This is a genomic window from Paraburkholderia sp. FW306-2-2C-D06C (assembly GCF_058781505.1).
The window spans coordinates 143,176-157,476 of record NZ_JBYSWU010000006.1 but is presented as its reverse complement, the minus strand read 5'-3'; the positions used below and the strand labels follow the sequence as shown (position 1 = coordinate 157,476).

At 63.0% G+C, this 14,301-nt stretch carries 12 protein-coding genes; 1 reads left to right on the top strand and 11 read right to left on the bottom strand.

The genetic code is table 11. From position 1 onward, the window contains the following. Positions 1-77: 77 nt before the first annotated feature. The 6 genes from AC3WLT_RS06780 to urtA all read right to left on the bottom strand — a co-directional run bounded on the left by AC3WLT_RS06780 (position 78) and on the right by urtA (position 7,688). Entirely contained in the window at positions 78-959 is an 882-nt protein-coding gene (locus AC3WLT_RS06780) for an urease accessory protein UreD (protein WP_492591134.1), read from the bottom strand. 105 nt (positions 960-1,064) lie between these two features. Continuing rightward, entirely contained in the window at positions 1,065-1,757 is a 693-nt protein-coding gene (urtE, locus tag AC3WLT_RS06775; protein ID WP_492591133.1) for an urea ABC transporter ATP-binding subunit UrtE, read from the bottom strand. An 874-nt stretch (positions 1,758-2,631) separates the two neighbouring features. Beyond that, a complete protein-coding gene (urtD, locus tag AC3WLT_RS06770) occupies positions 2,632-3,495 on the bottom strand; it encodes an urea ABC transporter ATP-binding protein UrtD (RefSeq protein WP_492591132.1) in 864 nt (287 codons plus the stop codon). Then, positions 3,492-4,676 carry an urea ABC transporter permease subunit UrtC gene (gene urtC, locus AC3WLT_RS06765; protein WP_492591131.1) on the bottom strand — a complete coding sequence of 395 codons (1,185 nt, stop codon included), beginning with the start codon at positions 4,674-4,676 and terminating at the stop codon, positions 3,492-3,494. Before urtC ends, urtD begins: the two co-directional genes overlap by 4 nt. A 1-nt stretch (position 4,677) precedes the next feature. Next, positions 4,678-6,303 carry an urea ABC transporter permease subunit UrtB gene (urtB, locus tag AC3WLT_RS06760; protein ID WP_492591130.1) on the bottom strand — a complete coding sequence of 542 codons (1,626 nt, stop codon included), beginning with the start codon at positions 6,301-6,303 and terminating at the stop codon, positions 4,678-4,680. Between the two features lie 86 nt (positions 6,304-6,389). Continuing rightward, complete coding sequence (urtA, locus tag AC3WLT_RS06755; protein WP_492591129.1) at positions 6,390-7,688, bottom strand: urea ABC transporter substrate-binding protein; 1,299 nt, start codon at positions 7,686-7,688, stop codon at positions 6,390-6,392. Positions 7,689-8,038: 350 nt separating this feature from the next. Here urtA and aptA point away from each other — a divergent pair, with 350 nt between their 5' ends. Beyond that, positions 8,039-9,370: an omega-aminotransferase AptA gene (gene aptA / locus AC3WLT_RS06750; protein ID WP_492591128.1), complete on the top strand. Its 1,332-nt coding sequence runs from the start codon at positions 8,039-8,041 to the stop codon at positions 9,368-9,370. Positions 9,371-9,476: 106 nt separating this feature from the next. On the opposite strand, the gene AC3WLT_RS06745 is transcribed toward aptA, so the two are convergent. From AC3WLT_RS06745 to AC3WLT_RS06725, 5 genes are all read right to left on the bottom strand, one after another. Continuing rightward, complete coding sequence (locus AC3WLT_RS06745) at positions 9,477-10,997, bottom strand: DUF3443 domain-containing protein (protein WP_492591127.1); 1,521 nt, start codon at positions 10,995-10,997, stop codon at positions 9,477-9,479. A gap of 32 nt (positions 10,998-11,029) precedes the next feature. After that, positions 11,030-11,485, bottom strand: a complete 456-nt coding sequence (locus tag AC3WLT_RS06740; RefSeq protein WP_492591126.1) for a DUF2844 domain-containing protein — start codon at positions 11,483-11,485, stop codon at positions 11,030-11,032. 196 nt (positions 11,486-11,681) lie between these two features. Continuing rightward, a complete protein-coding gene (locus AC3WLT_RS06735) occupies positions 11,682-12,971 on the bottom strand; it encodes a DUF3443 domain-containing protein (RefSeq protein ID WP_492591125.1) in 1,290 nt (429 codons plus the stop codon). Between the two features lie 32 nt (positions 12,972-13,003). After that, the gene (locus tag AC3WLT_RS06730; protein ID WP_492591124.1) at positions 13,004-13,477 is read right to left on the bottom strand and encodes a DUF2844 domain-containing protein; all 474 of its coding nucleotides are present in this window, start codon (positions 13,475-13,477) and stop codon (positions 13,004-13,006) included. 452 nt (positions 13,478-13,929) lie between these two features. Then, positions 13,930-14,253 carry a rhodanese-like domain-containing protein gene (locus AC3WLT_RS06725; RefSeq protein WP_492591123.1) on the bottom strand — a complete coding sequence of 108 codons (324 nt, stop codon included), beginning with the start codon at positions 14,251-14,253 and terminating at the stop codon, positions 13,930-13,932. Between the last annotated feature and the right edge of the window lie 48 nt (positions 14,254-14,301).

Genomic DNA, 14,301 nt, shown 5'->3' with positions numbered 1-14,301 from the left:
TAATAGTCCGATAACAAAAGAAAGGCCACCGCCGCAGGCAAATAGAGAAAACCCAGCGTCGCAGGCAAGCAAGCCAACTACGTCGACCAGATCCGCAGCGGCACCGCCTCAACCCCATGCACGACAGGCCGCAATTGAAGCCAGCATTGAGTCAGAGCCCGCTGCAGCGTTTCCATAGAACGAGAAACGGCGCGCACAATCAAAACCCCAGAACCGACATAAGAAGCCCCGGCGCGCAGCGCATCGTCAAACGGGAGTTGAGCAGTGAGCGCCTCAGCAAGCGCATCGTCGCAAGCGGGCCCGACGGCCCACAACATCCCGTACGCGGGAAACCCATCGAGCCCTTGCGCGGCATCCCGCAGCGGATCATCCGCTGCAAGACTCGCGCGTTCGAACCAGAGCAACTGACCGTCAGCGTCGACGATCCGCGACACAGCGCGTAGCTGGCCATCCGACCACCGTTCACCGGCTGCTTGCCGTCCAAGCTGCGTAGCATCCCACCCAATCGCGGTAGCGCCTTCAGCAAGTGTCAGCGTGAATTCAAGCTGAGCGTTCGCACTATCGAACACGATATTGTTCTGCGGCAGCCAGTCGAGCCGGGCGTGGGCGCCGGCTCGCACATCGATAGTCTGCTGCGCCGCGCGTCCATTGGACTTGTACCACTTGGTCGCGCCGGGCGTCGTAATGACGGCATGCGTGTCGGCGCCAAGCGCGACATCGATATCGAGCTGATCGCCGCCCGCGATCCCGCCTGGCGGATGCACGATCACCGCATGACAGATCGCATTGCCTTCCGGGTAGAGCGGCCGCTGCACGCGCAACGGCCCGTCGTGCCGCCGGTGAGCGAGCGTGGTCCGCTCGCCGTGTTTGACGAAGCCGAGTTCGAGACGTGCGCGCCATTGCGAGTGCGCTGTGTTTTGCGCGGCGGCGAGCGTGACGTGATTTTCGTGAAGCGACATGCGAATGGACGTATGGAGACCGGGCGAGCCGTCGCGCGTCAAGCGGCGGCCGACGCGTTGCCGTAGTGATGCGGCGAGAATATCACGCTGCGGCGGGCGTCTTTGTCAGACGGCGATGAGGGCGCGTACGCCGTCCGTGTCCATATTGGCGCCTTCGCCGCCCGCGATGATTTCACCGCGGCTCATGACCCAATAGCGATCGGCGATTTCCTTGGCGAAATCGTAATACTGTTCGACGAGCAGGACGGTCATGCCCATTTCTTCGACCAGTTGACGCAGCGTGCGGCCGATGTCCTGGATGATCGACGGCTGGATCCCTTCGGTGGGTTCATCGAGGATCAGCAATTGAGGCTCGCTCATGAGGGCCCGGCCTATTGCGAGCTGCTGCTGTTGACCGCCCGAGAGGTCGCCGCCGCGGCGGGTGCGCATGTCTTTTAGTACTGGGAAGAGGTCGTAAATGCGGTCCGGGATCTTTTTGGGTGCTTTTTTGCTGGCGGCGCCGACCAGCAGGTTTTCTTCGACTGTCAGTCGGGGGAAGATGTCGCGGCCTTGCGGGACATAGGCCAGGCCTTGCTCTACTCTCGAGTAAGTGGGGAGTTTTGTGATTGGCGTGCCACGCCAGGCGATTGAGCCGCTTTTGGTTTGGACTACGCCCATCAGGCACCTGAGCAAGGTTGTTTTGCCTACGCCGTTGCGGCCGAGGAGGACGGTCAGCTTCCCGTCCGGGACTGTTAGCTTCACATCCCGGAGGATGTGGCTGCCGCCGTAGTATTGGTTCAGGTTTTCTACTTCTAGCATTTTGATCATTCCTGTGGGTTTGCTTTTTGCCTTTGGCGGCGGTATTTGTCTGTGTGCCTACGGCGTTGGTCTTCCTTGATTTTTTGCCTGCGCGGCGCTTATGTTCGTGCTGCCTTGATTTTTTTTGCCCTCGCGGCGCTTATGTTTGTGTTGCCTGCGGCGTTGGCCTTTCCTTGTTTTCTTTGTGGTCTATTAGCTTTCCCCCTGTGCGGGGGAGCACCTACTTTTCTTTGCCGCCGCAAAGAAAAGTAGGCAAAAGAAAGCGGCTCAAACCGCTAATTCTGAAGCGGGCACCCCGGTCAACCACCGGTAGTGGAAACCTGCCGGACCACACCGTGGTCCATGAGCGCCTGTGACAAGGCAGTCATCCACCCCTTCTCGCGCTACGCGCTCGCCGGCAAGGTCCACCCCAAACCGACCACTTCGTTCAAGCACGGCCGGCGGTTTTTTGAAGTACCGTTCCGGCGAGCACGCAGTGCGAGGCGGGAAGTATGACTGCCTTGTCACCAAGGTTGAATGCGCGATGCCACAGATCAGGTGGCCTCCACTCCGCGTTGATAACAGTGGTGCCCGCTTAGTACTTTCGTAGTGAGCCGCTTTCTTTTGCCTACTTTTCTTTGCGGCGGCAAAGAAAAGTAGGTGCTCCCCCGCACAGGGGGAAAGCTAATAAACCAATAACAAATCAAGGAAAGGCCAACGCCGTAGGCATACAACCAAAAAAGGGGCCAACGCCGTAGGCAGCACGAACATAAGCGCCGCGCGGGCAAAAAACCAAGGAAAGGCCAACGCCGTAGGCATACAACTAAAAAAATGGCCAACGCCGCAGGCATAGGCACAACCACAACATGCCGCCGCCAAAGGCAAAAAAACCAAATCACCGCCCTAGATAAGACTCAACCACCATCTCATCCTTCTTGACTTCATCCAAAGTGCCATGAGCCAGAACCCGCCCTTCGGCCATCACCGTCACCTTCCCGGTGTCGCCAGACAAAGCCGCCACAAACTCCATATCATGCTCCACAACCATCATCGAACAAGTCCCCCGCAGGTGATTGAGCAACTCAGCCAACTGCATGGTTTCATCGTCAGTCATCCCAGCCGCAGGCTCATCGAGCAGAAGCAGCGCCGGTTGCTGCATCAGCAACATCCCAATCTCGAGCCGCTGTTTCTGCCCATGCGATAACTCACCGGCAAGCCGTCGAGCCTCGCTCTCAAGCCCGATCAAAACCAACGTCTCCTCAATCCGGGCCTGCGCCTCGCGATCGAGCCGGGCGCGTAACGAAGCCCACCACCCCTTGTCGGCCTTCATCGCCAACTCGAGGTTCTCCCACACAGGATGCTGCTCAAAAACAGTCGGCTTCTGAAACTTCCGCCCAATGCCGGCACGCGCAATAGAAGGCTCGTTCATCCGCGTCAGATTGATCGACTGCCCCAGAAAAACCTTGCCGGAATCCGGCTCGGTCTTCCCGGTGATGACATCCATCATCGTCGTCTTGCCCGCGCCGTTAGGCCCAATGATGCAACGCAATTCACCCGCATCGATCGACAAGGTCAGCGCGTTCAACGCGCGAAAACCATCGAAACTGACGGTCACGTCTTCGAGGTACAGAATCGTCCCGTGCGAAATGTCGATCTCGCCCGGCACCACCGCGTGCCCCATGCTGGCAACGCCGCTCAACGAGCGTTCAGCCGGCTCTTCAGGCAGTGCAAGATCAGGAACCATCGGATTTTCGTTCATGAACGGTTCCTCTTGCGCGTCAAGAGTTCGATCAGTCCCATGATGCCGTTCGGCAGCAACAGGGGCACCAGCACGAAAATCAAGCCAAGAAAGAACAGCCAGTATTCAGGGAAGTTCGCCGTAAAAAAGCTCTTCGCACCATTCACAGCGAACGCGCCGATGATCGGTCCGATCAACGTGCCGCGTCCGCCCACGGCGACCCAGATCGCCATCTCAATCGAGTTGCCCGGCGACATCTCGCCCGGATTGATGATGCCGACCTGCGGCACATACAAAGCACCGGCAATCCCGCACAACACGGCGGATACGGTCCACACGAACAGCTTGTACGCCAACGGGCTGTAGCCGAGGAACATCAGGCGCGTTTCGCCGTCGCGTACCGCGGTGACCACGCGGCCGAGCTTCGACGTGACGATCGCCCGTGCGCCGATAAACGCGAGAATCAAGACGGCGAACGTGATCAGCAGCAGGGCGGCGCGTGTGCCCGGATGCGTGATCGGAAAGCCGCCGATGCGCTTGAAGTCGGTGAAGCCGTTGTTGCCGCCGAAGCCGGTTTCGTTGCGATAGAACAGCAGCATCGCGGCGAAGGTCATCGCCTGCGTGATGATCGACAGGTACACGCCCTTCACGCGCGAACGGAACGTGAAGAAGCCGAACACCCACGCGATCACCGCCGGCACCAGCACCACCAGCAGCAGCGCATAGCCGAGATGCTGGGTGCCTTGCCAGTACCAGGGCAGTTCATGCCAGTCGAGAAACACCATGAAGTCGGGCAGGTCGCTGCCGTATTTGCCTTCGTGGCCGATCGCGCGCATCAGGTACATGCCGATCGCGTAGCCGCCCAGTGCAAAGAACAGTGCATGCCCAAGACTCAGAATGCCGCAGTAACCCCACACGAGATCGAGTGCGAGCGCGGCGATCGCGTAGCACATGAACTTGCCGGTCAGCGTCATCGCGTAGGCGGACAGATGGAACGCGCTCGTCTCCGGCACCGCCAGCGCGGCGAACGGCACACCGAGGCCGAACACGACGATCAGCGCGATCAGCGCGAGCCACGCACGCCGCGGCAGCAGCGCGGGACGCGGCGGCAAGCCGAGCGCGAAGCCGGACTGCGCCTCGCGTCCGGGGCCCGTGCCCTTACTGGACGGCGAAACGTGAGCCGGGGTAGTCGCAGACGTCATCTCATGCCTCCGCGCTACGGCCCTTGAGGGCGAACATGCCCTGCGGACGCTTCTGGATGAACAGCACGATCAGCACGAGCACCGCGATCTTCGCGAGCACCGCGCCCCAGAACGGTTCGATCGCTTTGCTGACGAGGCCGAGTCCGAAGCCGCCGATCACGGTGCCGGCCAGTTGGCCGACGCCGCCGAGCACCACCGCCATGAACGAATCGATGATGTAGCTCTGGCCGAGGTCCGGGCCGACATTGCCGATCTGCGACAGCGCACAGCCGCCCAGGCCTGCAATGCCCGCGCCGAACGCGAATGCATATGAATCGACCCGCGCCGTCTTCACGCCGACGCACGCTGCCATGCGCCGATTCTGCGTGACGGCGCGCACGAAAAGACCGAGGCGCGTCTTCGTCAGCACGGCCCACGCAATGCCGACGACGATCATCGAAAACGCCAGAATCGCGAGGCGGTTGTACGGCAAGATCAGATTCGGCAACACCGTCACGCCGCCGCTCATCCACGCCGGATTGACCACCTGCACGTTTTGCGCGCCGAACAGCATGCGTGTCGCCTGGATCAGAATCAGGCTGATGCCGAAGGTGGTCAGCAGCGTTTCGAGCGGACGGCCGTACAGGTGCTTCAGAACCAGCCGTTCGAGCACGATGCCGACCAATCCGGCCGCAACGAACGACGCGGGCACCGCGAGCAGCGGATACCAGTCGAACGCGCCGGGTGCATAACGCTGGAACAGGTTCTGCACGACGTAGGTGGCGTATGCGCCGATCATCAGGAATTCGCCGTGCGCCATGTTGATGACGCCGATCAGCCCGTACGTGATCGCGAGGCCCAATGCGGCGAGCAGCAGTACGCTGCCGAGCGACAGGCCGGCGAACAGCGTGCCGGCGATCTGGCCGCGGCGCTGGATCGCATCGAGTTCGTCGATGCCGCTTTGCGCGGCGGCGCGGACGCGGTCGTCGGTTTCGTTGAAGGTGCCGTCCGGCTTCTTCGCGACGAGCGGGCGCAGCAGCTCGTTCATGTCGAGATCGTGCCGCGCGGCGACCAGTTGCACCGCTTCGAGCCGCCTGGCCGGATCGGCGTCGTGCAAGGCGGTCATCGCCCACAGCGTGTCCAGACGCTTCTTCAGCGCCGGGTCGGTTTCTTTCGCGCGAGCGGCGTCGACGAGTGGTTTGATCGACGGATCGGGGTTTTGCAGCAGCGCGGTAATCGCGGCGGCGCGCGTTGCCGTATCGGGCGAGTCGAGTTGCAGGCCCGACAGCGCGCCCGCCACTTTCGAGCGCAGCAGATTGTTCAGCGTGACCGGTTGCGCGTCGCCTGCGGCGACGGTCTTGCCGGTGACCGCGTCGCGCGCGGTGTCGCCGTCTTGCAGCAGCACGGCGCCGGCATCGGTGGCGAGCGCGCTGTCTTCGGACAGCGCCTTGAGCACTGCGAGTGATGCCTTGTCGTGGTTGGCGATCAGCTTGTCGATGGCCGCGGATTTCGCGTCGAAGTCGTCGCCGGCGAGCGGCGCGACATCGGCCGGGCTCAGCGCGAAGGCGGCAAGCGGCGCGCTAGCGAGGAGCGCAAGCCCGAGGCTGCCGATGCTGCGCCGTGCGAACTTCAGGAATGAAAACGCCATGGTGGCCTTTGAAGAAGAACCGGCAGGGCGGCGCGGCATCGCGGATAAGCACCGATGCCGCGCCGTCGTGTCGCTGCGTCGTCCCGTCAGGCAACCCGCGAGCGCTTGAGGAACGCCGGAATCGAACTGACGACGTCCGGCTTGCTCGAATTGCCGGCAATGTAAGGACTCCACGGCTGCGCGCGGATCGCGGTCTTGGTGCGCCACACCACGTTGAACTGGCCGTCGGCGCGCACTTCGCCGATCATCACCGGCTTGTGCAGATGGTGATTGCCGTCCATCTCCAGCGTGAAGCCCGACGGCGCCACAAACTGCTGGCCGACCATCGCGACGCGCACCTTGTCGACATCGGTGCTCTTCGCTTTTTCGACGGCCTGCTTCCACATATGGATGCCGACGAAGGTCGCTTCCATCGGATCGTTGGTCACGCGCTTGGTGCCGCCCGGCAGGTTGTTCTCCTTCACCCACGCGGCCCATTGCTTCTTGAACTTGTCGTTGGCCGGATTGCGCAGCGACATGAAGTAGTTCCATGCCGCGAGATTGCCGACCAGCGGCTTCGTATCGATGCCGCGCAGCTCTTCTTCGCCGACCGAGAACGCGACCACCGGCACGTCCGACGCCTTCAGCCCCTGGTTGCCCAGTTCCTTGTAGAACGGCACGTTCGAGTCGCCGTTGACGGTCGAGATCACCGCGGTCTTGCCGCCCTGCGAGAAGGTCTTGATGTTCGCGACGATGGTCTGATAGTCGCTGTGGCCGAACGGCGTGTAGACCTCCTGAATGTCCGCTTCCTGGACGCCCTTCGACTTCAGGAACGCGCGCAGGATCTTGTTGGTGGTGCGGGGGTACACATAGTCGGTGCCGAGCAGGAAGAAGCGCTTCGCACCGCCGCCTTCCTTGCTCATCAGGTATTCGGTCGCCGGAATCGCTTGCTGGTTCGGCGCGGCGCCCGTGTAGAACACGTTGCGCGACATTTCTTCGCCTTCATACTGCACCGGATAGAAGAGCAGCCCGTTCAGTTCTTCGAATACCGGCAGCACCGACTTGCGCGACACCGAGGTCCAGCAGCCGAACACCACGGCGCACTTCTCCTGGGTGATCAGCTGGCGCGCCTTCTCCGCGAACAGCGGCCAGTTCGACGCCGGGTCGACCACCACCGGCTGCAGCTGACGGCCCATGACGCCGCCGTTCTTGTTGATGTCCGCGATGGTCATCAGCGCGGTGTCCTTGAGCGATGTCTCCGAGATCGCCATCGTGCCCGACAAGGAATGCAGAACGCCTACTTTGATCGGACCGCTGCCGGATTGCGCCTTGGCAAACGGAACCTGACCTGCGAGCGCCAGTGCGCCCGACATGGAACCGAACTTCAACAGACTGCGACGTTTCATTGATAACCCCTTGCCATTGATGGTGAGCGTTTATGGGCGTCGATTTCAGCCAGCAGGGCTTGTCCCGCATGGCTTGCCGCTTGTGTACTGCAAGGCACATGCCAAGCTGTAAATCCGGCGTGAACTCCGCGCCTTGCGTGCTGCGGCGCGGTGGCCGGGCATGGGCGTTATGCGTAATGCGGCTCGAAAGTGGTGCAAACATGGTCTGTTCGCCTCGTTGCGGTGCGTGTCGCGCTGCAACGAAGCGTGCCGATCCGCCAGCGGGCGAGCGCGGTGCATGGGCGCCGCCCCTTTGTGCATGCGCTGGGCTCTGCCTACACTGGAAGACCACCCACGCGAGGAGACCCGACATGAAAGAGCGCGCCACCGCCAATCCACCCGAGATGTCCGCGTTCTGGATGCCCTTTACCGCGAACCGCCAGTTCAAGAGCGCGCCACGGCTGCTTTCAAGCGCGAAGGGGATGTACTACACGTCGCACGATGGCCGGCGCATTCTCGACGGCACTGCGGGCCTGTGGTGTGTCAACGCCGGGCACTGCCGCGACGAGATCGTGGCCGCCGTGCAGGCACAGGCCGCCGAAATGGATTTCGCGCCGACTTTTCAGATGGGTCACCCGAAGGCTTTCGAAGCCGCCACCAAAATCGCGCGCCATACGCCGGGCGATCTGAAGCACATCTTCTTCACGAACTCGGGATCGGAGGCTGTCGATACCGCGCTGAAAATCGCCCTGGCCTACTATCGCTCGCGTGGCGAAGGGCAGCGCACACGCTTTATCGGCCGCGAGCGCGGCTATCACGGCGTCGGCTTCGGCGGCATTTCGGTGGGCGGCATTGCGCCGAACCGCAAGGCGTTTTCAGGTGCGCTGCTGCCCTCGGTCGACCATCTGCCGCATACGCTGAACATCGAGGAAGCGGCGTTCTCCAAAGGACAGCCGGCGTGGGGCGCCCATCTCGCCGACGAACTGGAGCGGCTCGTCACGCTGCACGATGCGTCGACGATTGCCGCGGTGATCGTCGAGCCGGTGGCGGGCTCCACCGGCGTGCTGATTCCGCCGCAAGGCTATTTGCAGCGGTTGCGCGAAATCTGCGACAAGCACGGCATCCTGCTGATCTTCGACGAAGTAATCACCGGCTGGGGGCGCCTCGGCTCGCCGTTCGCCGCGCAATATTTCGGCGTGACGCCCGATTTGCTGACGATGGCCAAGGGCACCAACAATGCCGCCGCGCCGATGGGCGCCGTGGCCGCCAGCGCGAAGATTCACGATTCGATCGTGAACGGCGCCCCGGCCGGCATCGAACTGTTTCACGGCTATACGTACTCGGGACACCCGATTGCAGCGGCCGCGGCTTGCGCGACGATCGATCTGTATGAGCGCGAGCAGCTATTCGAACGGGCTGCGCGGATGGCGCCGGTCTTCGAGCGGGCGATTCACAAGCTGCACGGTGAGCGGCACGTGATCGACGTGCGCAATCTCGGGCTCGTGGGCGGGGTGGAACTGGCGCCGCGTGCGGGTGCGCCCGGCGCGCGTGCCTATGATGTGTTCGTGCGCTGCTTCGAGAAGGGCGTGCTGACGCGCTATACGGGCGACATTCTGGCGTTCTCGCCGCCGTTGATCGTCGAGGAGGCGCAGATCGAGGAGATCTTTGCGACGGTGGCGGAGGTGTTGAAGGAGACGAATTAGGGGGTGTGTTTGCCTTGAGGCGTTGTTGAAATGAATGAGGCCGGCGCCTCGCGGCGCCGGCCATTTGTCATTTGTTTGATTCTCGTGTGGTTGCGATGGCCGACTGTCAGAAGGCGATGAACGGCCCAGTCTGCTTGCCGATCGTCGCATTGTTGAGCACGGTGTAGACGTTGCGGCCGAAGAAGAACGGCAGGCCCCAGATGAACATCCCCGCTGATCGCGAGCCGAGGCTGTCAAAGGCCGCGTACCGAGTCGCGAGCAAGCCCCATCCATCCGCCACCGGGAACGGCACCGTGACTGGCGTGGCGGCTTTGTCAACGCCCGTCAGGATGGCGGACAGGCTGAGCGTGGTCGGCGGCGCATATAGGAGACCCGAGTAAGGAATCGTCGAATCCACGAAGATGTTCGTGTTGGAGCCGCTATCGATGGCGCTGGTAAACGAGCGGCCTTTGTACGTGGTCGGAAAAAAGCCGTATTGGTCGAGCGCCAGAATGTTGGCGTTCGACGGCAACGCATTGTTCTGCTGGGTGCCGATGCCGAACACCAGCTCGCCCGTTGCGCTCGCCTGTCCACCTGCGGGCAGCGCGGGCAGGCGGATGATCGTGCCGTTGTTGTCCGAGGTGAAATCGGCTACCGGATTCATGACTTGCGTGTCGAGCGGAACGCGGGTGTTCGTGCAGGAAGTCGCAGACGTGCAGTAGTAATAGGCTGCCGGCAAGACGGTTTGAGCAGCCGCTGCGAAATCGCGTTGCGCTGGACCGATGCCGAGTACGCCGTTGGCGCCGAGCGTCGCTGCCGTATTGAGGTTGCGGCCCCCGCGTGAAGCGCAATCCGGCGGTGTAGCGTACGTGCCGTCGGCGATCACCTGCACCGGTAGATTGCCGGCTGTCTTGCCGCCGATCGTCACGTCGGCGCGTTTGATCGGCCCCCACGTGTACCCCGAACCAAATATCGCGCATTCGGCGATCGGAGCGCCGCCGGTTGGATCGTTGGTGGCGCCGGACTGCGTCGGCAAGCGGCCCGCGAGCGCGGAACCCAGCGCGCTCGCCAGCACCCGCACGCCGACCGAGCCGGTGTCGAGTTGCATGTGATCGACCGTCGCGCATTGATTGCTGCCCTGCACGCCGGGGACGCAGATAGTGACAGTCACGTACGGCTGGTTAGCGTAGTCTCCCGTCCACCGCTCGACGGTGATGGGGACGGTGTTGACGTCGGCCGGGGGCGTTGGTGTGGGAGTCGGAGCGGGACTCGGGGTTGGCGTCGGCGTGGGGCTCGGAGTTGGCGTCGGAGCAGGGCTCGGAGTTGGCGTCGGAGCAGGACTCGGGGTTGGCGTCGGCGTGGGGCTTGGGGTTGGCGCCGGCGCGGGACTCGGAGTTGGCGTCGGAGCAGGACTCGGGGTTGGCGTCGGCGTGGGACTCGGAGTTGGCGTCGGAGCAGGGCTCGGAGTTGGCGCCGGGGTGGGGCCCGGAGTCGGAGCCGGCGTCGGCGTCGGCGTAACCGGCGCAGGCTTGTCGTTGTTCTGCGTCGCGTTCGAGTCGCCGTTGTCGCCGCCTCCGCCGCCACAGGCCGACACCGCCGCGCTGGCAGTGAGGATCGCGAAGCAAAGCGTTTTATTGAAAGTCTTCATGTTTCTTGAATTCCGTGAATCGATACGCCGCTTCACTGCAGTTCTTCGACGCGGACATTGGCGGGGACGAGGCGTGGCACGTATGCCTTACCGAAAGAATGGCCCGGCCTGCCTGCCGACTCGACATGAAAGTCGCCGTTGTGGTCGATCAACGGACCGGTGCCGCGCGCGCGTCCTTCGCCTGCAGAAACGAAGTTGGGAAAGTAGCTGCCAAGCAGCGTACTCATGTCGGGGCGCACCGGCCCTTGCCACGTGACGGCGAACACGACATTCGTGGGCAGCACGTATTCGCGGATCGTGACGCCGTCGGCGCCGTGCGTCTCGCGCACGGTATAAGCCGCAGCAGTGGGAGAGGAGTTGGGGGTTGTCGATCGAAGCAAGGACTGCGGGGCCGAGCCCGCACCCGGTGCGCCGCCCAACGCCGCATACGACGCGGACGCGAGCGGCAACAATGCCGCAGCCGCCAGCGCGATCTTTACGAATCTCATCACATTGCTCCAAAAAACAGGTCGGAGCATGTTGCCCGCGGGCTATCAATGAGAGTTTCAGAAAAGTCTCAACGGGAGATCGGAAAATGCCGCTGGGAACTAGCGCGCGATAAAGCGATTGGCGCGATTGCATGGCACAACGAAGAACGAAACGGCGTCTCGCGGCGCCGTTTCCCGCGCGATACAACCACAGCAATCAGAATGCGACGAACGGCCCGGCTTGCGTACCTACCGTGGCGCCTTCGAGCACGGTGTACACGTTGCGGCCGTAGAAGAACGGCAAGCCCCAGAGGAACCACCTCGAAAAGGGGCTGCCGATGTTGTCGTAGGCCGCATAGTTGTTTGCCATCAATGTGTGTGCGTTGCCGATCGAGAATGGCACCATGATCGGCTTACCGGTGCCGCTAGTGGCTTCCATCGTTGCCGAAAGACTGAGCGGACTCGACGGTGTGTACCATCCATACACGCCTTCGCCTGTGGTAGGAATCGTGGCATCGTCGAAGCCGAAGCCATTGGTGCCACTGTCGATTGCGCTGGTGGCGATCACGCGTCCCTGATACTGGGTCGTGAAGTAGCCGTACTGGTCTACTGCCACGACGTTTGCGTTGGCGGGCAGCATATTGTTCGGCTGGGTGCCGACACCGAACACCAGTTCACCTGTAACGCTGGCCTGGCCGCCTGCGGGCAGTGCAGGCAGGCGGATCACCGTGCCATTGTTATGGGTAGCGAAAGCGGCGACAGGATTCATGACCTGCCGGTTGACCGGCACCGTCGTGCCGACGCATGAGTTTGCCGAGGCGCACGCATAGTAGTTCGCAGGCAGCACGGTTTTCGCGGCGTCCGGATAGTCGCGCACGTGATGGCCGATGCCGATGATGCCGTTGGCGCCGAGGGCCCGGGCGGTGCTGAGATCAGGGCCGCCGTTCGATATGCAATCGGACGGTGTCGCATACGAGCCGTCGCCGATCAGTTCGATCGGAATATTGCTCGCCTTCTTGTTGCCGATCGTCACGTCAGCGCGCCTGATCGAACCCCATGTGAAACCGGAGGCGAACTGCGCGCATTGAGCGAGCGGTGATCCGCTCGCTTGCTTGCTGTCGGAAGTGGTTTGCAGCAGCAGCTGGGATCTGAGCCTGGGACTGACCGCGCTCGCCATCACGCGCACGCCCACCGAGCCGGTATCGACCAGCATGTGGCCGACGGTCTCGCATTGGCTGCCGTCCTGCTGGCTGGGCCCGCACAGCACGATGGATACGGCGGGCATGTTGACGCTGCCCATCGAGGCATCGATGACGATCGGCACCGTGTTGCTAGTGTCGACCGGCGGTGACGGAGGATTGGGCGTGACTGGCCAGCTAGGCGTGGCGGGCCAGTCGATGGATGAGTTTTGCACGCTGGTGCTGCTGTCGCCGCCACCGCCGCATGCGCAAAGCGCTACGCCAACGGCGGCCATCGCGACCCAGAGTGTCTTGCTGGAGGTCTTCATACTGTCGTTTTCCCGTGAAATCGGCGTCTCGTTCATGGCAGGTCGGCCGCGCGGACATTCGCGGGCATCAGGCGAGGCAAGTACGCGATGCCGAATAAGCGGCCCGGCCTGCCGGACGACTCGATCCGAAGGTCGCCGCGCCGCTCGGTCAGCGCGCCGGTGCCGAGCGGACGTGCTTCGCCCGCGGAGATGTAGTTCGGGAAATAGCTGCCGAGCAGCGCGCGCATGTCGGGGCGCACCGGACCCTGCCACGTGACCGCGAACACGACATTGGAGGGCAGTACGTACTCGCGGACGGTGACGCCGGTGGCGTCGCGCGTCTCATTAACGGTGTAAGGCGCCGGGGACTTAGCCGTGGCTGCGCTGGCAGCGGCGGTGGACTGCGGCGTAGCACGCAGCAGCTTCGTCGACGAGGATGCGCCGGTGCTCGGCGCGCCGCCCAAAGTCGCATGCGATGCTGGCGGCAACAACGTTGCCGCCAGCATCGCGATCTTCAACAATCTCATCACATAGCTCCCCCAAAAAATTGTTGGAGCATGGTGCCTGCGTGATGCTCAGGAAACCGTGCGAAATTTCCGAGGCGATTGCGGGAGGTGTCTCAATGAAAGCGGGATGTCAGGAGTATCGCAAAAGGGAAGAGCGCGGCGCTACTGAGGTGCGGCAGCGTTCGGCATGGTCCGCCCGCCCGAGCTTGCCGGCGGCGCCTTTCGCCGTGACACCCGGATGCGGCACCGTCGGCGCCTGCGGCAGCCGTTTGGCGCGGGAGAGCCGCAGCTCTCCGCTGTTGGCGGCGAGCGCCGCGTGCGCGCTTTACAGCTGCGCGTCGTTCGAAAGTGCTTCGTCGTGGAGCTGGGAAAGACCGATGGCCTGCGCGGGGAGTGCATTCGCAAGCACGCAGGCAAGCGCCAGAGCGGCCGCGGGAACCGGCGCCCGCTGGCGCATCATCGGGACCGTGCGATCAGTAGGTCGGAACGGACGGATCGACCTGACGCGACCATGCGTCGATTCCGCCTTGCAGATTGAAGACGTTGGTATGGCCGCGCGACTCGAGGAACATCGCGACCTGGGCGCTGCGCGCGCCGTGATGGCACACGCAGACGATTTGCGCGTCGTCGTCGAGTTCTTCGCTGCGTGCGGGAATCTCGCGCATCGGAATCGACACGGCGCCGGCGATCGACGCCGTCTGGATTTCCCACGGCTCGCGCACGTCGAGCAGCACGGGCGCGGGACGCGATTTATCGGCGAGCCATTCGGCGAGCGCGGGAGCGGACAGATTTTGCATCAGCAAGACATCCAGTTCAGATTGCGACGGACCGGCGAAACTTCCGGC

What these genes read in the sequence shown, in the direction of transcription:
- AC3WLT_RS06780 (WP_492591134.1), bottom strand. Translation starts at nt 959, where the DNA reads ATGTCGCTTCACGAAAATCACGTCACGCTCGCCGCCGCGCAAAACACA.
- urtE (WP_492591133.1), bottom strand. Translation starts at nt 1,757, where the DNA reads ATGCTAGAAGTAGAAAACCTGAACCAATACTACGGCGGCAGCCACATC.
- urtD (WP_492591132.1), bottom strand. Translation starts at nt 3,495, where the DNA reads ATGAACGAAAATCCGATGGTTCCTGATCTTGCACTGCCTGAAGAGCCG.
- urtC (WP_492591131.1), bottom strand. Translation starts at nt 4,676, where the DNA reads ATGACGTCTGCGACTACCCCGGCTCACGTTTCGCCGTCCAGTAAGGGC.
- urtB (WP_492591130.1), bottom strand. Translation starts at nt 6,303, where the DNA reads ATGGCGTTTTCATTCCTGAAGTTCGCACGGCGCAGCATCGGCAGCCTC.
- urtA (WP_492591129.1), bottom strand. Translation starts at nt 7,688, where the DNA reads ATGAAACGTCGCAGTCTGTTGAAGTTCGGTTCCATGTCGGGCGCACTG.
- aptA (WP_492591128.1), top strand. Translation starts at nt 8,039, where the DNA reads ATGAAAGAGCGCGCCACCGCCAATCCACCCGAGATGTCCGCGTTCTGG.
- AC3WLT_RS06745 (WP_492591127.1), bottom strand. Translation starts at nt 10,997, where the DNA reads ATGAAGACTTTCAATAAAACGCTTTGCTTCGCGATCCTCACTGCCAGC.
- AC3WLT_RS06740 (WP_492591126.1), bottom strand. Translation starts at nt 11,485, where the DNA reads ATGAGATTCGTAAAGATCGCGCTGGCGGCTGCGGCATTGTTGCCGCTC.
- AC3WLT_RS06735 (WP_492591125.1), bottom strand. Translation starts at nt 12,971, where the DNA reads ATGAAGACCTCCAGCAAGACACTCTGGGTCGCGATGGCCGCCGTTGGC.
- AC3WLT_RS06730 (WP_492591124.1), bottom strand. Translation starts at nt 13,477, where the DNA reads ATGAGATTGTTGAAGATCGCGATGCTGGCGGCAACGTTGTTGCCGCCA.
- AC3WLT_RS06725 (WP_492591123.1), bottom strand. Translation starts at nt 14,253, where the DNA reads ATGCAAAATCTGTCCGCTCCCGCGCTCGCCGAATGGCTCGCCGATAAA.